Genomic DNA, 19,014 nt, shown 5'->3' with positions numbered 1-19,014 from the left:
AGTGAATAAAAGCAATCACGCGTTATATTTAAAAAGGCGACCAAAATCTTAAGTTAGCAGGCCATTCTGGATGCTGGTAGGGGAAACGAGGAGATGGAACAATGATTGAATTAACAGGGATCACGAAAGTATATGGAGAGAAAAAAGCGCTGAATCAGTTAAGCCTAACGATTAGAGAAGGAGAGATCTTTGGATTTTTAGGACATAACGGCGCTGGTAAATCCACCACGATCAAAAGCTTAGTGAGTATTATTGAACCAACGAGCGGCGAGATCTTGTTTGACGGTAAAAACTTAAAAGAGCACCGTTTGGCAATCAAAAAGAAAATCGCCTATGTACCGGATTCTCCAGATATGTTTTTGCAATTAACTGCTAATGAATACTGGGATTTGATCTCCGCAGCTTATGAGCTGAAGGGGCAAGAAAAGCGGCATCAAGAGCTGATCGAATTGTTCGATCTTGTGGGACATGAAGATGAAACGCTGGAAAGCTTTTCTCATGGGATGCGGCAAAAGACCATTATTATCGGGGCACTGCTGCCGGACCCGGATATCTGGATCTTGGACGAACCCTTGCAAGGATTAGACCCGCAAGCCGCCTTCGACTTGAAAGAAATGATCAAACGTCATGCGGAAAAAGGAAAAACCGTCATCTTTTCGACACACGTGTTAGACACCGCGCAGCAATTGTGCGATGATCTGGCGATTTTGAAAAAAGGAGAGCTGATTTATAACGGCTCCGTTGATGATTTGTTAGCGGAACATCCAAATGAATCACTGGAGAGTATCTATCTGAAGATGGCTGGTCGACAGGCGAACGGGGATTTGGTGGCTGAAATTGAGGAGGATGCTCATGAATAGCGGAATCATCAAACGGTTGATTGGCGTCAATATGCTATATGTCAATCCGTCGGCGACGAATCAAATTCGAAAAAAGGGACGGAAAGGAAAGCAGGTCCTTCGCAGTATCGTTCAGCAGTATCTGTTGTCTGGGGTCATTTTTTTAGCTATTTACGGATTGACGATGGTCATGATCGATTTTTCAAAGTTGCCGGGATTCTTTACGTATTATATGGCATTGTTTGCGTTGATCGGCTTTTCTCAATCCTTGTCTGCCATTTTCAACGTCTTTTTTGAAAGCAAAGACCTGCAGGATTATCTGCCGTTACCGATCAAGCAAGGGGAGGTCTTCATCGCAAAATTCCTGGCGGTCGGAATGACGATCGTGCCCTTTTTATTGCCGCTGTTGATCTTATTTTTCTTAACGGCGTTTAAAAGCGGCTATTCCATTGTCTTTGCGGTGATTGGAGCCATTCTACTATTTATCATCTTTTTTAACCTGCTTTTTAGTTTGTGCAGCTTGATCGTGTTTGGGATGACAAAAACCAAGTTGTTCCGACAACATAAAAAATTATTTACGAGTTTGATGCTGGGATTCTCAATGGTCGTTTCTGTTGGAGGAATCCTCGCGATCAATTTTTCCCAAAACTCTGTGGATCATTCAGCGGGCGTTACGGATCGCCATCCCTTCGCGATATTTATGCCGTTCTACCATGTGATGCACGCCTTGTTTACGACGAAAGGACTTCTGACCCTTGTTGGACTGCTTGTTGCAACCGCGGTGCTGTTACTTGCGCTACGCTATTTCGTCGTTCCAAGTTTATATGAACAGTTCAGTGATGAGGGCTCTCGCACGATTGCGACCAAACGAAAACGTAAAACCAATCAATCACTGAAAACGCAATTAGGCAGCTACAATGTGCAACTGCTTAAAAATCCCAATCTGATTATGCAGGTGCTGACGTCTTCCTTGATCATGCCTGTCGTGATGGTGGGAACAATGGTGACGACGAACTCAATCGATCTGCAAACTTTGCCGATGACATTTATGGGCGTGTTCTTTGTTGCAGGTATAGTCTTTTCCAGTGTTGTGTTGAACCAAACGTCTTTTGTCAGTAACTTGATCTCGCTGGATCGGGAGAATTTCTTCTTCATCCAGTCGTTGCCGTTGTCCATGAGAAAATATCTTCGACAAAAATTCTGGGTCGGTTGTAAGATTCAAATGGGGATCGCAGGCGGCGTTGGGCTGATCATTGCCCTCGTGCTGAAAGCACCGTTGTACTTACTGGTTCCTTTTTTAGCAGGAATACTGTGGGGGACTTATCTTTTGTCGTTGTACTTTTTCAGCCGCGATTACCGTTTACTGAACATTACATGGACCAATGTCAGCCAGCTCTTTACTCGAGGTGTCGGAAACTATGGGCTCATGCTGTGGCTCTTCGGCTCATCGATCTTGGGCGTGATCGTAGTCGCACTTTATGTGATCGCTGTAGTGATGAATCTTAATCCGTTACTTCTAAATGGCGGAGTGATGATTTGGTTGGCGATTTTATCTGGTGCTTGGCTGTGGATCAATCAAAGCAATTTTTGGAAAAAAATCAGCGAATAATAAGTTAAAAAAGGACGAAAGGCTCTCAGAAGAGAGGGCGTTTCGTCCTTTTTTTGTGTCACTTTGGTCAAAAATACGCACAAGAAAGATTAAAATTGGAGGATTTTTCCGTTTCTAAATGATGGTTTCTAAATGGCAAATAACTAAAATATTTTAAATGGATTTTTCATAAATAAAACGAAAAATTTTTTAATACACGCTCTTATGAAGGTTTATTAGGAAATACATTGTCGTTTTTTAATTTTAAATAAAAAAAGCACCTGGAAAGAAAGCGCTTGCCTATGCTTGAATACATTATAAAAATTCGATATAACAGCATTAATGTGATGCGAATAATTACAATAAAAAAACAGCTATAATTTGCTTAGTATTTACTGGGAAAGGCTAGTTATTTTATCATTTAATTATGTCCACTCTATTCTGGCGCAAAAGGTTTCTTTGACAAGAATTTTCTGAATATTTAAACTAGTCCGTTTCTTGCGTTCTGTGTTTTTTCATTGTAAAGTTACATTTAGGGTTTTCTAGTCTTTAAAAAATTCTTGCTCAATTAATAACTAATTGAAGTTTTGAATAGACCAGACGAAGGAGCACCCGAGATAAAATTGAATAGGAGTGGTTTCAATGTCCAAAGCAGAAAAAGGCATGACGCTTGGCGCTCTGGTCATGATGATCTTTACCTCAGTATTCGGGTTTGCTAACGGTCCAGTAGCATTCTACTTGATGGGGTATGGCTCAATCGTCTTTTATGTCATTGCTGCAATTCTATTTTTCATTCCTTTCGCGTTAATGATGGCTGAATATGGTTCAACGATCAAAGGCGAAAACAGCGGAATGTACAAATGGTTGGAAGTCAGCGTAGGCCCACGTTTCGCATTTATCGGAACATTCATGTGGTTTGCTTCCTATGTTGTCTGGATGGTGTCAACATCATCAAAAGTTTGGATTCCCTTCACAACGGCTTTCGCCGGAAGCGACCAAACGCAAAAACTGCACATGTTCGGGTTAAACTCAACACAAATGGTTGGGCTTTTAGCGTGTGTGTGGATGATCATCGTAACGTTGGTCTCAATCAAAGGGGTCAAAGGAATCGTTAAGATCACCAGTCTTGGTGGTTTAGCAGTAACTAGTTTGAACGTGGTTCTTATTGTGATTTCAGGTATTATTCTGGTTGTAAATGGTGGACACTTGGCTCAACCATTTGACCACATTTTACATTCTCCAAATCCTAGTTACCAAAGCCCGATCGGTTTGTTAGGGTTTGCGGTGTTCGCGATCTTCGCTTACGGCGGTCTTGAAGCTGTTGGTGGGATGGTCGACAAAACACGCAATCCTGAAAAAACATTCCCGAAAGCGGTCGTTCTTTCAGCCTTGATCATTTCTGTAGGGTACGCACTAGGGATCTTCCTATGGGGCGTAAGCACAAACTGGCAAGACGTATTATCAGGCGATTCAACGAACTTGGGAAATATTTCTTACGTAATGATGAACAACTTAGGGGTTGAATTTGGTAAAGGCATCGGCCTTAGCCAAGCAACTGCGATCAGTATGGGTAACTGGTTTGCTCGTTATACTGGTCTAGGGATGTTCTTAGCCTATAGTGGTGCCTTCTTTACATTGACGTATTCACCATTGAAGACGTTGATCATGGGAACACCGAAGAAATTATGGCCGAAGAAATTCACTGAATTGAACGAAAACGGCATGCCAAGCTACGCAATGTGGGCACAATGTGCGATCGTTGTTGCGATCATCTTGATCGCGTCATTCGCAACGCCAGATCCATCTGCCTTCTACAACATCTTGACTTTGATGGCGAACGTTTCGATGACATTGCCATACTTGTTCTTGATTTATGCATTCCCTAAATTCAAGAACAAAACGGGCTTGGATCGTCCATTCGAAGTATACAAATCTAAAAGCATGACGATGGTCATCAGTGTCGTAGTCTTCCTATTAGTATTGGGTGCGAATGTCTTTACGATCTTCCAACCAATCATCGAAGGAGCAGGCGCACGCGATACATTATGGATGATCGCAGGTCCAGTCGGATTTACAGTTGTCGGTATTATTCTTTACCAAAACTATGTCCGTCGTTCTAAAGCAGAATAATTATAAACAGTCTCGACGAAAATTCGTCGGGACTTTTATTTTGTCCATTTTTCCGTTAGACTTGATAAATCAAGGTTTTTAAGCATGATAAAGACTTTTGACAAGCGGAAAACCCCTAATGACAAAGACTTTTGCTAGTGAGTATCCGAGGGAGCGATTAGGGTAAGGATGAAGGAGCGGATGAAATGAACTTAAGCAAACAGATCAAGAGACTACGTGAAGAAGCAGGATTTTCCCAGGAAGAATTATCGGAAAAAATCTATGTTTCTCGTCAAACCATTTCCAATTGGGAGAACGAACGGAGCTATCCCGATATTCATAACCTGTTATTGCTAAGTGTTCTTTTTGACGTGACTTTAGATGAGCTTGTCAAAGGAGACGTGGAAACGATGAAAAAAATGATCAAAAAAGATGAGATGGATAAGTATAGTTGGATCATGCTTGGAACGATCGGTGCAGCGGCGATTTTATTTGGACCTGCGTGGAAGCTGTTCGGCGATAAAGGCCTTTGGATTCCATTTATTTTATGGGCGATCGGAATGTGGGCAGCTTTAAAGATCGAAAAGATCAAGAAAGCAACTAACGTGAAGACCTACAAAGAAATCGTTGCCTACATGGAGGGAGAGGACGTCGAAGCGAAGCGGAAAGAACGACATTTTGGAAAAGATCTGATGGCGAAAACCCTTATCGTTGTCGTATTTACAGCAATCGTTTCAGGTGTCGTGCTCCTAAGTTTATGGGTAAGCGGACTCCTATAAGAGAAAATCCCAGCAAAAAGCATCTAAAAAGGTGCCTATTGCTGGGATTTATTTTTATTTCAAAAAGAGTTTATCCGGCCCTCGTTCGTTCAGAACGTTATAATGATTGCTACGATGGATGGCATCAGAAAAAGCTTCAACTCTGCCTTTGTTCATTTGCCGTACATCCTTTCGTTATCTAAAAAATGGTTCCTAATTTGTTTTAGCATGATACCTAATCGGGAATCAAAGAAAGACACTCGGAAGAAGAGGTTAATAGTTTGTACAAACGTGAGGGAGTAGAATTACTAGTCAGAATCAGTGACTTTAAAATAAGCAGTTGCATGGGTATCATCACCTCTCATAGCAACCAGTCCTTCTGGATTTCCTTTCGCATCACGAGCTGTTGCTGCGATAGCTTCACTGGCTTCTTCTATTGATTTGTACTTCACCGCATGAATTTTTCCGCCATACTGGTCCTCTATTAATTGAATTGTATCTTTCCTCTCAACTACTGAGACTTTTTTGATTTGATTTTCTTGATCTCTTTTAACCTTTAAAATGACTTGACTGTCAAAGCCAGTATTTAGGTGAGCGGATTGCCAGAGACTAGTTTCATTTCCGTCAGGTAAGGTATCAATGATTTCTTCAACAAAATTATCTTTATAATAATAGATCGAATTGTCGTTCTCTTTCTTTTTTTCTACGAATTTTGAATAATCTGAAAATTCATAGGACAGGACTTTTTCTTCATTTGCTTGGTGATTTTCCCTGAGCAAATGAAGAAAAAGACTACGGCAAAAGAGAGGACCACAACAATCAATGACAGAATGATTCGTTTAAAGATCATATTCCTTTTCGTCTCCTTCGTCATCGTATCCACTAGCTTGTCATCTTCATTGATCAATTGATCGACCGTAATGTTATACAGTTGGCTCAATGAAACAAGCATACTGAGATCAGGGTAGGTTCGATTGATCTCCCAACTTGAGATCGTTGAACGGGAGACATTGAGAATCGTTGCCAATTCCGCTTGAGTATATCCATGAGCGATGCGAAGTTCTTTTAGCTTGCTTCCTATTTTCATAAAAAATCCCACCTTTCACCAGTTGACTCACTTAAGATAATTTCAGTGTACCTGATTTAAAAGCGTGCATAAAGAGATGTTTTGTAACAGGCCTCATTTCAACGATGTGACAATATGTAGCAAAAGAATTTGACTCGAAAATCAAGGACGATAAAAAAGACTTTTGATTCCAACTTGTAGAAGGAAACAAAAGTCTTTTAAAAATCAGGCGCTATAATTTTTAGGACTGTTATAAAATTTGTCTGTCAGTCTTTTTTAGTTGAATTTTTGTATGAGCTGTCATTAATAAAAGATGAAATAGAATATTTTTTCCTTGTAATGAATTAATTAAAATTTCCTTCTATCCGATTTTCTTTTTATCGATCCGACGACTATTCAAGAACCAATAGCCGTGGTGATCACCCGTCAATGCAGTAAAGGGAACCGCGGCTTTGCCTTGCTTATTTAGTGTTTCTTCTAAATAATTTTTGAGAATCCACGGATCTTCGATATGACTGACATCAAGGGTCAAGATATTTTCAATCGTTTGAGGCGTCGTATGGAGGTCAGCGGCAATTTGCTCGAGGCTAAGACCTGTTCGTTCGACATTTTCTTTAAATTCTTCTTTTGTGCGTTGCATTTCTTGCGGCGTTAATGACATAGTATTCGCTTCTTTCTTTAAACATAAATAGTTGTAATTTTAACTATCGACAGCATACGCTGATTGAAAACAGTTGTCAAATAAATAGTTGTGATTTAAACTATTAAGAAAGAAATGAGGGAGAAGATGATCTCAAAAAGAGAAGATTTAGCCGAAAAAATCTATGCGCTTAGCACCTTGCAGCAGAATTTTGTTATTGAACGTTTGAAGACGCTGCATTTGAATAGCTTGCAATCTCGCAGTCTGAATTTTATTGCAATGTATCCGGGAACGATGCAGCGAGAATTGGCGAATTATCTGGGAAAGCAGCAGGCGACCGTAACGAATATTCTAAAAGTGCTTGAGGAAAAGAAATTGATTTATCGCAGAATTCCGAAAAACAATGAGCGGCAAAAAAATATTTATCTGACGCCTGAAGGGGAGCAGATGGTAGAAAAGGTCCAGACGATTTTCGATGAATTGGGCCGTCAAATGGAGTCGGCATTTTCTAAAGAAGAGCGGCAGCAGTTTGAACTTTTTTTAAAACGAGCAGAAGACCAATTGGCTTAGCGCGAAAGTGTTAAGCTTTTTTGATTGTTGCAAACAAAGATGAAATTTTTCAGTATAAAACCATATTATAGAGAAATTAGTTTTAAATTAGCCTTTTATCATATAAAGACATCTGTTATAATTATCATCACATCTAAAGGGATGTCACTAATGAAAAGGAGCGAATAAGTATGACGATTTATAATTTCTCTGCGGGTCCAGCGGTATTACCAAAAACAGTATTGGAGATCGCACAGTCCGAAATGCTTGATTACAAAAACAGCGGTATGTCCGTGATGGAGCTGAGTCATCGTTCCTCCTTATTTGAAGACATCATTCAACAGGCTGAAGCGTTATTAAGAGAACTCATGGCGATTCCAGACAATTACAAGGTCTTATTCCTGCAAGGCGGAGCCAGCTTGCAATTCACTATGCTGCCGCTGAATCTTGCGCAAGGAAAAAAAGCATTGTACGTGAATACAGGATCATGGTCGAAAAAAGCCATCAGCGCTGCCAAAGCCATCGAAACGGTAGAGGTAGAAGTGATTGCCTCAAGTGAAGACAAGAATTTTACGTATATTCCTGAATTGCCGGAGACCGTCGATCAAGAGGCTGCGTACCTGCACATCACAACGAACAATACAATAGAAGGAACTGCCTACGGGAAGATTCCAAAAGTGGGCAATGTTCCCGTGATCGCTGACATGTCTTCGAATATTTTAGCCAATGAGTACAACGTAGAAGACTTTGGTGTGATCTATGCCGGCGCACAGAAAAATATTGGTCCAGCAGGGCTTACAGTCGTGATCATTCGTGAAGATTTGCTCAATCAAGAAGCTGTTTTCGCCCCAATGATGGATTATGCACTGCAGGCGAAAAATAATTCTCTTTATAATACACCTCCGACCTATGCCATTTATATTGCAAAGCTTGTCTTTGAATGGGTGAAGGAGCAGGGTGGTGTCGCTGGGATCACAGCGAAGGATCAGCAAAAAGCGCAATTGCTTTACGACGCGATCGAAAAATCGAACCTGTTCACGAGTCCAGTGGCGAAGAACAGTCGCTCAATCACGAATATTCCATTTGTGACAGGCGATGAAGAACTAGACAAGGCCTTCAATAAAGCAGCTTTAGCACAAGGCTTTGAAAATTTGAAGGGCCATCGATCTGTCGGCGGGATGCGGGCCAGTCTGTACAATGCCTTTCCAGTCGAAGGCGTCGAGGCGTTGGTCGCATTCATGGAAACGTTTGAAAAGGAAAATGGGGGAAAATAGATGTTTCAGATTAAAACATTCAACGCGATCGCTCCTGAAGGAATGACGCGTTTTGATAAAGAGAATTACCGAATCAATGAAAGCGAAGAACCAGATGGCATCATTCTGCGAAGCCAAAAGCTGCATGACTATGACTTTCCTGAATCTGTTTTAGCAGTGGCGCGTGCGGGTGCTGGAACGAACAATATTCCGGTCAAGGAGTGTACGGAAAAAGGGATCGTTGTCTTCAATACACCAGGAGCGAATGCGAATGCGGTGAAAGAATTAGTCGTCGCAAGTCTATTATTGGCTGTTCGTCCGATGGTTCAAGGGATCAGTTGGGTACAGACCCTAGAAGGCAGCAATGTCGATGAACAGGCAGAAGCGCAAAAAGCGCAATTTGCAGGAACAGAATTAGAAGGAAAAAAATTGGGTGTGATCGGGTTAGGTTCCATCGGTGCGATGGTGGCAAACGATGCCTACCGTTTAGGGATGGAAGTGACCGGCTACGATCCGTATGTTTCTGTTGATACGGCGTGGAGTATTTCTCGTCGTGTAAAACGAGCGAAGGATTTGAAGGAAGTGTTGACGAATTGTGATTTTGTGACGATTCATGTTCCTTTGACGGAGCATACCCATCATTTGATTAGTACGGAAGAATTGATGCAAATGAAGAAAACGGCGCATTTAATGAACTTTGCTCGTGGGGAGATCGTGGATACCTGTGCGGTGGTAAAGGCAGTCAATGAAGAACGAATCGCAGGGTTTACCACCGATTTCGCGGAAGAAAAATTACTTCATAATGACAAGATCACTGTTTTGCCTCACTTGGGGGCTTCAACAGAAGAGGCAGAAGTAAACTGTGCAAAAATGGCGGCGCGGGGCTTGAAGCGTTTCTTGGAAACAGGAGTCATCAAGCGTTCGGTCAATTTCCCAAATGTTGAAATGGCCTTTGATTCACCCTACCGTATCACCATTATCAATCGCAACGTGCCGAATATGCTGGGATTGATTGCGTCTGAGATCGCTTCTTTAGAGGTCAATATCGACAACATGGTGAATCGCGGAAAAGACGAGCATGCCTACACATTGGTAGATGTTTCTGAAACAGATCCAGAAAAAATAGCAGCAATCGTGGAGCAATTAAGTAAAAATGACGGCATCGTCCGCGTTCGGGCGATCAAACGTGATGAGGAGTGTGAATTTTAATGGTACAAGTTCATCCATTTAAAGCCATTCGACCCGCAGAGGACTTAGCCGAACAAGTGGCGGCACTTCCTTACGACGTCGTGAATTCACAGGAAGCAAAAGAGCTGGCAAACGGGAATCCCTACAGCTATTTTCATATTGACAAGGCGGAGATTGATCTGCCTGCCGATGTTTCCCCTTATGACGAAAAGGTCTATCAAAAAGCGGCGGACAATTTAGCGGCATTTTTAGAGAAGGGCTGGTTATTTAAGGAAAATGAAGCCAACTTTTATCTTTATGAATTAGTGATGAATGGCCGCAGTCAAACGGGCATAGTGGCCTGCACCTCAATCACCGATTACATTGATGAAAAAATCAAAAAACACGAATTTACACGTCACGAAAAAGAAATCGATCGGATGAATCATATCCGCACTTGCGATGCAAATACAAGTCCGATCTTCTTGAGCTACCGCCCGCAGGAAGAGATCCAAACGATCATCAAAACTTGGCAGAAGGAGCACGCGCCTGTCTATGATTTCGTGAGCTATCATGAAGTTACACATCGCGTCTGGGTGATCGATCAGGCGGCAACGAGCGATCGTTTAGCAGGGCTTTTTACAAAAGTGGATGCGTTATATATCGCTGACGGTCACCATCGGACAGAATCAGCGGTGAAAATCGGTTTGGAAAAACGTCAATCCGGTGAACAGAATCCCGAAACGGAGCAATTCTTGTCGATCATCTTCCCAGAAGATGAATTAGCGATCTGGGAATACAATCGCGTGTTAAAAACACCGCCGCCTGCCGATTTTATGGAACGCTTGGCAGAAAATTATCACGTAACCAATACAGGGACTAAAAAACCTGAAAAAGCGGGGGACTGTCAATTATACGATGGAACAGCTTGGTACACATTGAGTATTAAGCCTGAGAAGGTACCAAATGATCCAGTAGAGAAACTAGATGTAGCCTTGCTGCAAAAATTTGTCTTAGAAGATATTTTTGAAATCAACGACATTCGCACCGACAAACGGATCGATTTTGTCGGTGGAATTCGCGGGACTGAAGAGCTGGAAAAATTAGTTGATTCTGGTGAGTGGAAATTAGCCTTTTCGATGTATCCAACCCAAATGACCGATTTGTTAGATGTGGCAGATGCCAAGAAAATCATGCCGCCGAAATCTACGTGGTTTGAACCAAAGCTGTTGAGCGGGTTGTTCTTGCATGATTTAGAAACGAAATAATGTTTAAACTCTCGAAATTTTTTTCGGGAGTTTTTTGTGGTTAACAATATTGTATTATTGACTATAATGTGTGTCGCACAGTATAATGAATACGAAGAGGTGATCATATGCCAGACAAGGATATTGTTCAAAACTATGTGACAGAATTGAAAAGAGGAAATCTAGTTTTGGCTGTATTAGGCAGTTTGAGTACGCCTCATTATGGCTATGCGTTGTTGCAGACGTTGCAGGAGCGAGGAATGGATATTGAAGCCAATACGCTTTATCCGCTGCTGAGAAGGCTGGAAAAGCAAGAATTGTTGGAAAGTGATTGGGATACGACTGAGAGTAGACCGCGTAAGTATTACTCAATCAGTAAAACAGGCATAAAAGTTAGGGAAAAGTTGTTTGAGGAATGGAAGGAAATGCAAAAAAGTCTGATCGGCATTTATTCGGAGGGGTGAAAATGGAAAATCTAATTGAGCGCTATATAGCGGCGGTTGTTCAGCAATTGCCAGAAAATGAACGGGCGGAAGTCGCCAAGGAACTGCGCGGCAATATTTATGATATGCTATCAGATCGGCCAAATGATATCGAAATCGAAAAGGTCCTTCACTCAATGGGAGCCCCAGCGAAACTGGCCGAACAATATCGTCAGAATCCGCGGTATCTCATTTCTCCACAGGTCTATGATGAATATCTTCGCTTATTGAAACTGTTAGTGCCGATCGTTGGGATTATTACCTTAATAGTTGGTGCAGTCTCTGGCGTTTTCGAAATCCTTCAGCAGAATAGTCCGCAGGTCGGTCGAATCCTGCAGGTGATGTTCCAATCGGGCATTCAAAGCGGGGTATCTGGGGTGATGCAGACACTGGTTTGGACTACGATCGGATTTGTGATCGCCGAACGAACCGGAGTGTTCAATCGTAAGAAAAAAGACGATTGGAAAGTGGCGGACTTGCCGCCGCTGACCACGGAAAAACTGATCCCCGTTTCTGATCCAGTGGCAGAGATCATTGCGACGTTGCTTTTTTGCGCTTTTCTGATCTTCGGAGCCTTGAATTTATTTCCGCAGGTTTTTTCTAAAACGGGTCATGCGATTGTCAACGTGCCGTTGTTTAGTAACAGCTTTACGATGCTCTTAATACCAACAGTGATCGTTGGAGTCCTGTTGACCTTAAATTCAAACGTATTAAAACTGGTCGATCGCCGTTGGACGAATCGCGTGTGTTTATGGTCGATCATTGAGATTTTGATATGGACAATTCTAGGGGTCTTTTTACTGATGCGAGAAAATATCTTCAGTTCTGAATTAGTAGAACTATTACAGGAACAAACCTGGTCCAGCGGAGATGTGCTGCACTATATCTCAACTGGCGATACCGCATCAATTCGACTAATTATCAGCCTTGTGATTGTGGTGATTTCTGTAATTCAAATTATTTCTGTGCTTTACAATCGTAGTAAACGAACTTCGTATGCAGGCTATGCGAATCAGGAACATGCTTAATTAAAATATTTCAGTAGACCCTCTCGTCGGGGGTCTATTTTTTGCCTAATTTTAAGTATTTGGAGTATTCTATTGAAAAGAAAGTTAGAATGAGAAGGTGTAGACGTGTGAAGCGTATGGCAAACTATTTTATAAATAATCGATTGATGAGTGTTTCGTTACTTCTAGCAATCATTAGCTGTTTGATTGGTCGATTTTCCGCTGGATTTATTGATTACAAAGTGATTTTTAGTTTATTTGGTTTAATGTTGCTGATCCAGGGGTTTGAGCAAGTGGGAGTGTTGCGGTTCGTTGCACAGAAGCTCCTTCATTATTCAAAGAATACACGGCAATTGGTTCAGCTAATGATTTTGTTATCGTTGGTTGGTTCGATGTTTTTAACAAATGATGTAGCGATTTTGACGTTGCTGCCGATTTATTTAAAGCTGTTAGCCGTTCTTCCGAGATTCAAAGGGCGCTTTTTAGGGAGTGTCTTGATTATCGTGGCAGCGAATTTAGGCAGCAGCTTCTTTCCTTTTGGCAATCCGCAAAATCTGTATTTATATGACTATTATCATGTGCCGTTGGGTCAATTCTTGACGTGGATGTTTTTAGTCTTGCTGGTCAGCGTTCTTTCATTAGGGATTTTGACGTGTTTAGTCGCAAAGGATTCTTTAGAAGAAATAGACATGGAAGACCACCGATTCGAACGTAAAGAAACGATGTTGTTGAGTGGATTGATGCTTATCATGATTCTGGTGGTGCTCGATGTACTGCCTTATCAAGGAGTCATTCCTTTGGTCGCGCTGATCGTTGCGGTGTATCGTCGCGAACTCTTCAAGGAAGTGGACTACGGTTTGCTGCTTACCTTTGTATGTTTTTTTCTAATCGTCGGAAATATCGGAGAAGCGCAATTTATCAAACAGTTCTTACAGTCATTGAACGGCAAACAAATTTATTTGGCAGGTTTGGGGCTCAGTCAGGTGATTTCAAATGTCCCAGCAGCGTTCTTGATCGCACCATTTACGACGAATCAGCAGGCCGTCATTTTGGGTGTCAATATTGGCGGCTTGGGAACCCTTTTGGCCTCTTTAGCGAATCTGATCGGCTACAATTTGTTTCGGATCTATTTTCCAAACGAAACGAAGAAATTCTTGGGTCTATTTAGTATTGTGAATTTCGGGTTGCTGTTCTTATTAGGCGGTATTTTTTATTTCTTCATCCATTAGAAAGCCCCTAGAATTCCTAAAAATAAGCTAAGTTTCTTATGGGAATTTATACACGATCGCTGAAAACGCTTCGATTGGTGTTAAGCTTGGCTTACAAGTAATGGTTGAGGAGGATTTGTAATGAAGGATAAGACAAAATTTATTCACGGATATAACGCATTTGATGAGGAGAGCGGTGCTTCCTCCATTCCGATTTATCAATGTTCAACATTTAAACAGGCATCCATCAAAGATGGGCAGACCTATACCTATTCACGCTTTGGCAATCCAACGAGAACGGCTCTGGAAGAAGCAGTCGCGGCGTTGGAAAATGGAAAATATGCGACAGCCTTTGCTTCTGGGATGGGAGCAATCTCGGCGGTCCTGCTGAGCTTTGATCAGGGCGATCACTTAGTCATGTGTAAAAGTATTTATGGCGGGACCTTCCAATTGGTCAATGAGGTTATGAAACGATTCGGCATCGAAGTGACCTTTATTGATGAGACGAATCTTGACGAGTGGGAACAAGCGATTCGCCCAAATACCCGTGGTCTTTACTTAGAAACACCGTCAAATCCGCTGTTGTCAGTAACGGATATCGCTGGAGTCGTGGCGATCGCAAAAGCGCACCATTTAGTGACGATGATGGACAATACATTTATGACACCGCAATTTCAGAAGCCCCTTGCTTTGGGGGTGGATGTCGTGATTCATAGCGCGACGAAATTCATTAATGGCCACAGCGATGTGGTCGCAGGATTAGTTGTGACAAATGATGAGGAATGGCACAATCAAATCACCCTTCAGCAAAAAGTTTTGGGGGGGATTTTAGGAGTGGAGGATTGTTGGCTGACGATGCGGGGATTGAAGACGATGGGTCTGCGGATGGAACAGAGTGCGACCAGTGCTGAGCGAATCAGCCAAATGCTGGAGGCACATCCTGCCGTGAAAAAAGTCCATTACCCTGGGCTGCCGAGCCACCCCGACTATGAGGTGCACAAACGGCAAGCAACCTCAGGCGGCGCCGTGCTGTCTTTTGAATTAGCCGATCAACAAGCGGTCTACACATTTGCGGATGCCTTGAAGCTGCCAATCGCCGCAGTCAGTCTCGGTGGAGTAGAGTCCATCTTATCCTATCCCGTGACGATGAGCCATGCGTGTGTACCAAAGGAAGAACGGGAGAAGCAGGGCGTTACAGAAGGGCTGCTCCGCTTGTCTGTAGGCATCGAGGACACAGACGATTTATTAGAGGATCTAGCACAGGCATTGTCAAAGGTCTCCTCAAAAATAAGTGAACCGAACAAGTAGTATAGCGGAAGACTGAACCGTGCGAAAGTCAAACGGATTTTTACGTTCTATTGAGAGCGTAAAAAATCCGTTTGGCTTTTTCTTTCTTTTTTGGAGAAATGGATATATTAAACGAGGCTTGTTGGGTATAATGGAAACATCTCTTAGAGGAAGTGATAGTTATGCTCGAAAATCTTTTGCGTCCAGAGGTGCTGCTGTCAAATGTGATCGTTTGTCTCATCACCTTTTTGATCACCCGGTGGGCCCTGAAACGAAAACCAACGGCTCCGCGTACCAAAGAAGCGGTTGTTCAGATTCCCAAACAAACCAATGATGGTCTAACGGTGCTTGAACACTCCTTAGACACGCTGCAATCCTATAAAAAAAATCTTAACAGCTATGGCTATGTCTATTTTCAAGAAACGACACCGATCGTTCTTGAACAATTGAAGGCGGAAGCGTCTAGTCTGATCGTTTCAGAGGCCAATCAGTCGATAGAGGAGCAATTACATAAAAATTACTACGCGTTGCTTGATTTTCAACAGCGGGAAGTATCGGATACGAAAAAGCTGGAGCTGGAAGTCTTGAATCATGTCAATAAAACGATCATCACATGGCGAAATCTCTTAAAAGAAAGCAGGTGAGAAGGGTGGCAAAAGCGACAGACCAAGAAGTGTATCAATTGTTTGAAGAGTGGCAGGTCCCTTATGAACGGATCGATCATCAGGCCGTTTATACGGTTGCTGAGATCGATTTTACGATCGACGGCAGCGACGTGAAAAACCTATTGATGAAAAGCAAGAAAACGAAGAACTACTATTTTGTGATCTGTCCTGGTCAGAAGCGGCTAGACATCAAGGCGCTTGCCAAGAAATTAGAGGAGCGGCAATTGTCCTTTGCTTCGGAAGCAGAGCTTTTTGAGTTGCTTGGCCTTGAGCGAGGCTCGGTCACACCTCTTGCTTTGCCCCATGATACCAAACAGCAAATCACCTTGATCATCGATAAAGCCATTGACCAAAGGGAAAAAATCGGCTTTCACCCAAATACGAATACCGCAACAGTGGTCATTGCCTTCAGTGATTTCATTCTTTTTTTGGCAAAACTGGGTATTGAGCCGCTGTATTGTACGATTCCCGAAAAACAGCCCGACGCATAAAGCAAATCGTCAGGCTGTTTTTTTCAATAAAAATCCTCTTGACCGTAAAGCCAAGAGGATTTTTATTGTTAACGCATCCGCAAACGACGTCGAATACCGTCGACCCGAGGGCCTAATAATTTGTCCGCCATCCGAGTTTTCAAAGCTAAGAGAATGTATGTGAAGCCGCCGATAGTTGCGACAATCAGAATAATGATCATGGACTGGACTTTCGAGTCTGAACTTAAAAACAGTTCACAGCCAAATTTGGCGACGAAAGCAACAGCACCCATAACCAAGGACATCACAGTGACCTTTCCGATAGAGCTTAGTGTTTCTCTGAATGGGAATTTCGATAACACATGGATACGGTCAAGCAAGAACAGATTGGCTACGAATAAGCCAACAAAAGTCGCGATCAAAGGCCCGTATGCTTTGAACATATAAATCAACGGAAATTGTGTGACTACCTTAACGAAAAGACCGATACACAGGAACCATACCGCTTGCATGTTTCCATCTAGCCCTTGAAGCATGGTTGAAGAGACCATGAACAAACCCATCATGATGCCGACGACACAAGAGGCTGCCAATAATTCCGCGCCTAAAGGGTTTGGCCAATAAAACAACGTATTCAACGGATAGGCCAAAACAATCATTCCAATCGTAGCAGGCATCATGACAAAAAATAACAATTGTAAGTTATTAGTCACTAATTGTGCAAGACCCGCTTGATCTTTTTTGTTGAAGCGTTCGGTGATCAGTGGCAATCCTGCTGTCGCCATCGCCGTTCCCAAAGCAATAACAACCATGGTCAATTTATCTGGATTCGCGGATATCAACGTGAACAAATCCGCATTTTTTGCAGCAGAATAATCGGAAACAAGCAGCATGATCTTTTCAAAGGAATATTGATCGATCAGTTTGAAAATGCTGATGGCGCTGCCGACGATGATGAAGGGGATCGCTTGGGCAATCATTTGCAAGACCAATTGGCGGCCTGAGAAGCTGATTTGGTTGTTGCTTTCTTTGATCAGCTCTCGAAAAGCCGTTCGTTCCTTCAGTAATGAGAACAGCAACACGGCCATAGCAAAGGCAACGCCGATAAATGCAGCAAACGTGGAATGCACGACGGCTGTTTTATAGCTGCCATTATTGACCTGCATGATGATGAAAGCAGAAGCCAGCATGTAGCAAACACGGGCAATCTGTTCAACGATCTGAGAAATCGCATAGGGCTTCATGTTGTTGTTCCCTTGGAAAAACCCGCGAATAACACTCATCGCTGGGAAGATCAGCAAGACGACGCTTAACGAGCGCATGACAGGAACAAGATCCGCATTTCCTTGAGACAGGTAGGGCGCACCTAAAAACATGATAGCGGCACAGATAATGCCGCCGATAGTCATTAACCGCATAGTATAAAATAACAGTTTCTTACTAAGCCCATATTCATTCATGGAGTTGTATCGCGCCGTCTGTTTCGCCACAGCAGCAGGGATTCCCGCAGTGGAGATCATGAGAAACAGGGCGTACACATTGTATCCTTTGGTGTATAAATAGTTGGCCTCTAGTCCGTGAGGCTGCATCCACGCGATCCAGGGGATCACATAAACCGCCCCTAATAATCGAGAGAAGATGTTTCCGACTGTTAGCCAAGCAGTGCTTTGGACCATTTTTTCCTGTGCGCTTGCCTGTTTTTTCGGTTTAGAAGGACCAGCTCCGATTGCTTCTGCTTCGTCAGTCGGTTCCAGTGTTTTCTTTACTTCTTTTTTCGGCGGAATTGCCGTATCTGCATGGTAACGAGCCATTCGTGAAGGATGTTCAACAGACCCGTTTCCGTAAGTATTTTTTTCAGTCATATAAACCAGCTTTCTACAACAGTGTCCTCCATATTTTACCTGTTCTGCCGCCCACTTACAATCCTACCTAAAAATATTTAAGATTTAGGGATCAACGTGCTGACATGCTCCGCGAAACTTTCAAAATTTCGCGTTTGGATATAGACAGACCCGCGACCATGGAACTCATTGACGACGCCTTCACCTGTTGTAAAGCCGAAGGTGCCAGAAGCGACCTTGATGTTGTAATCCAGTGAGCTAGTCCAGGCGATGACATGCTGATTGTCGATAATGACCGGCTGCTGCCCATCCAAATCAATTTTTTCGATATCACCAAAGGCAGAGACAAGAATCTGGCCGTTGCCAGTAGTTTCCATTACATATAAGCCGCCGGTTCCTCCTAATAGGGCACCAGATAGTTTTTGCCGCTTCATCTGATAATTCACCTGTTCTTCGCTCGCCAGAAAGGCCCCCGTGTTCAAACGCCAGTGTTCAGCACCGACTTCTAAAGCGAAAATCTTCCCCGGAACGGCTGGAGCAATAGCGATCATCGCGTCATTGGAATTCGCCGTGGCTGTACTGATGAAAAAGCCTTCGCCGCTAGTCACGGATCGCCCTAGAGCGCTTAACGCACCGCCGAGCCCTTTTTTTCCATTGGTATTCATTTTTCCTTCTAATTCGATTTGCCCGAGCTGGTAGACCATCGCTCCTGGTTCAATCCGTAATTTCTCTCCCTTTTGCAAGCGGACCTTTGCGATTGGAGCAAACGTGCTGGCTGATACTTCATAATTCATCGATAAAACTCCTTTCGAGACATTTGCTAAATTATATCATTTCC

At 42.8% G+C, this 19,014-nt stretch carries 19 protein-coding genes; 14 read left to right on the top strand and 5 right to left on the bottom strand.

Annotated features, from left to right (window positions below; all coding sequences use genetic code 11):
* Positions 1 to 101 precede the first annotated feature (101 nt).
* The 4 genes from IGI66_RS16175 (at position 102) to IGI66_RS16160 (ending at position 5,315) form a co-directional block, all read left to right on the top strand.
* A complete protein-coding gene (locus IGI66_RS16175; protein ID WP_010779355.1) occupies positions 102 to 860 on the top strand; it encodes an ABC transporter ATP-binding protein in 759 nt (252 codons plus the stop codon).
* Positions 853 to 2,448, top strand: coding sequence for an ABC transporter (locus tag IGI66_RS16170; protein ID WP_438849588.1), 1,596 nt, complete (start codon positions 853 to 855; stop codon positions 2,446 to 2,448). The genes IGI66_RS16175 and IGI66_RS16170 overlap by 8 nt, the downstream gene beginning before the upstream one ends.
* Before the next feature lie 621 nt (positions 2,449 to 3,069).
* A complete protein-coding gene (gene yjeM, locus IGI66_RS16165) occupies positions 3,070 to 4,557 on the top strand; it encodes a glutamate/gamma-aminobutyrate family transporter YjeM (RefSeq protein ID WP_438849587.1) in 1,488 nt (495 codons plus the stop codon).
* Between the two features lie 185 nt (positions 4,558 to 4,742).
* Positions 4,743 to 5,315, top strand: a complete 573-nt coding sequence (locus IGI66_RS16160) for a helix-turn-helix domain-containing protein (RefSeq protein ID WP_431380294.1) — start codon at positions 4,743 to 4,745, stop codon at positions 5,313 to 5,315.
* Between the two features lie 287 nt (positions 5,316 to 5,602).
* On the opposite strand, the gene IGI66_RS16155 is transcribed toward IGI66_RS16160, so the two are convergent.
* From IGI66_RS16155 to IGI66_RS16145, 3 genes are all read right to left on the bottom strand, one after another.
* Entirely contained in the window at positions 5,603 to 6,073 is a 471-nt protein-coding gene (locus tag IGI66_RS16155; protein WP_438849586.1) for a hypothetical protein, read from the bottom strand.
* Positions 5,998 to 6,381 carry a helix-turn-helix domain-containing protein gene (locus IGI66_RS16150; RefSeq protein WP_438849585.1) on the bottom strand — a complete coding sequence of 128 codons (384 nt, stop codon included), beginning with the start codon at positions 6,379 to 6,381 and terminating at the stop codon, positions 5,998 to 6,000. The genes IGI66_RS16155 and IGI66_RS16150 overlap by 76 nt, the downstream gene beginning before the upstream one ends.
* 340 nt (positions 6,382 to 6,721) lie before the next feature.
* Positions 6,722 to 7,021, bottom strand: a complete 300-nt coding sequence (locus IGI66_RS16145; protein WP_438849584.1) for a DUF2316 family protein — start codon at positions 7,019 to 7,021, stop codon at positions 6,722 to 6,724.
* Positions 7,022 to 7,147: 126 nt separating this feature from the next.
* Between IGI66_RS16145 and IGI66_RS16140 the strand changes: the two genes are divergently transcribed.
* The 10 genes from IGI66_RS16140 (at position 7,148) to IGI66_RS16095 (ending at position 16,356) form a co-directional block, all read left to right on the top strand.
* Complete coding sequence (locus IGI66_RS16140) at positions 7,148 to 7,570, top strand: MarR family winged helix-turn-helix transcriptional regulator (protein ID WP_316407043.1); 423 nt, start codon at positions 7,148 to 7,150, stop codon at positions 7,568 to 7,570.
* A 170-nt stretch (positions 7,571 to 7,740) separates the two neighbouring features.
* Positions 7,741 to 8,823, top strand: coding sequence for a 3-phosphoserine/phosphohydroxythreonine transaminase (gene serC, locus IGI66_RS16135; RefSeq protein ID WP_438849583.1), 1,083 nt, complete (start codon positions 7,741 to 7,743; stop codon positions 8,821 to 8,823).
* Entirely contained in the window at positions 8,824 to 10,011 is a 1,188-nt protein-coding gene (locus tag IGI66_RS16130; RefSeq protein WP_114525443.1) for a 3-phosphoglycerate dehydrogenase family protein, read from the top strand. It abuts the gene before it with no gap.
* A complete protein-coding gene (locus IGI66_RS16125; protein WP_438849582.1) occupies positions 10,011 to 11,237 on the top strand; it encodes a DUF1015 domain-containing protein in 1,227 nt (408 codons plus the stop codon). The genes IGI66_RS16130 and IGI66_RS16125 overlap by 1 nt, the downstream gene beginning before the upstream one ends.
* Before the next feature lie 107 nt (positions 11,238 to 11,344).
* A complete protein-coding gene (locus tag IGI66_RS16120; RefSeq protein ID WP_438849581.1) occupies positions 11,345 to 11,680 on the top strand; it encodes a PadR family transcriptional regulator in 336 nt (111 codons plus the stop codon).
* Positions 11,681 to 11,682: 2 nt separating this feature from the next.
* Positions 11,683 to 12,726: an HAAS signaling domain-containing protein gene (locus IGI66_RS16115; RefSeq protein WP_438849580.1), complete on the top strand. Its 1,044-nt coding sequence runs from the start codon at positions 11,683 to 11,685 to the stop codon at positions 12,724 to 12,726.
* Between the two features lie 116 nt (positions 12,727 to 12,842).
* Positions 12,843 to 13,934: an SLC13 family permease gene (locus IGI66_RS16110; protein ID WP_438849889.1), complete on the top strand. Its 1,092-nt coding sequence runs from the start codon at positions 12,843 to 12,845 to the stop codon at positions 13,932 to 13,934.
* A gap of 120 nt (positions 13,935 to 14,054) precedes the next feature.
* A complete protein-coding gene (locus tag IGI66_RS16105; RefSeq protein WP_438849579.1) occupies positions 14,055 to 15,221 on the top strand; it encodes a trans-sulfuration enzyme family protein in 1,167 nt (388 codons plus the stop codon).
* 161 nt (positions 15,222 to 15,382) lie between these two features.
* Positions 15,383 to 15,844 (top strand): hypothetical protein, encoded by a 462-nt coding sequence (locus tag IGI66_RS16100; protein WP_438849578.1) that lies wholly within the window; start codon positions 15,383 to 15,385, stop codon positions 15,842 to 15,844.
* 5 nt (positions 15,845 to 15,849) lie between these two features.
* Positions 15,850 to 16,356: a prolyl-tRNA synthetase associated domain-containing protein gene (locus IGI66_RS16095; RefSeq protein WP_438849577.1), complete on the top strand. Its 507-nt coding sequence runs from the start codon at positions 15,850 to 15,852 to the stop codon at positions 16,354 to 16,356.
* 68 nt (positions 16,357 to 16,424) lie between these two features.
* Here IGI66_RS16095 and IGI66_RS16090 read toward each other — a convergent pair whose 3' ends face one another.
* Positions 16,425 to 18,197 (bottom strand): putative polysaccharide biosynthesis protein, encoded by a 1,773-nt coding sequence (locus IGI66_RS16090; RefSeq protein ID WP_438849576.1) that lies wholly within the window; start codon positions 18,195 to 18,197, stop codon positions 16,425 to 16,427.
* 77 nt (positions 18,198 to 18,274) lie between these two features.
* Positions 18,275 to 18,970 (bottom strand): TIGR00266 family protein, encoded by a 696-nt coding sequence (locus IGI66_RS16085; RefSeq protein WP_438849575.1) that lies wholly within the window; start codon positions 18,968 to 18,970, stop codon positions 18,275 to 18,277.
* Positions 18,971 to 19,014 lie beyond the last annotated feature (44 nt).

Origin of the sequence: Enterococcus sp. AZ048 (assembly GCF_051715125.1) — a bacterium.
In the GTDB taxonomy this organism is placed as follows: Bacteria; Bacillota; Bacilli; order Lactobacillales; family Enterococcaceae; genus Enterococcus_A; species Enterococcus_A gilvus.
This window is presented reverse-complemented; position numbering and strand designations above follow the sequence as displayed.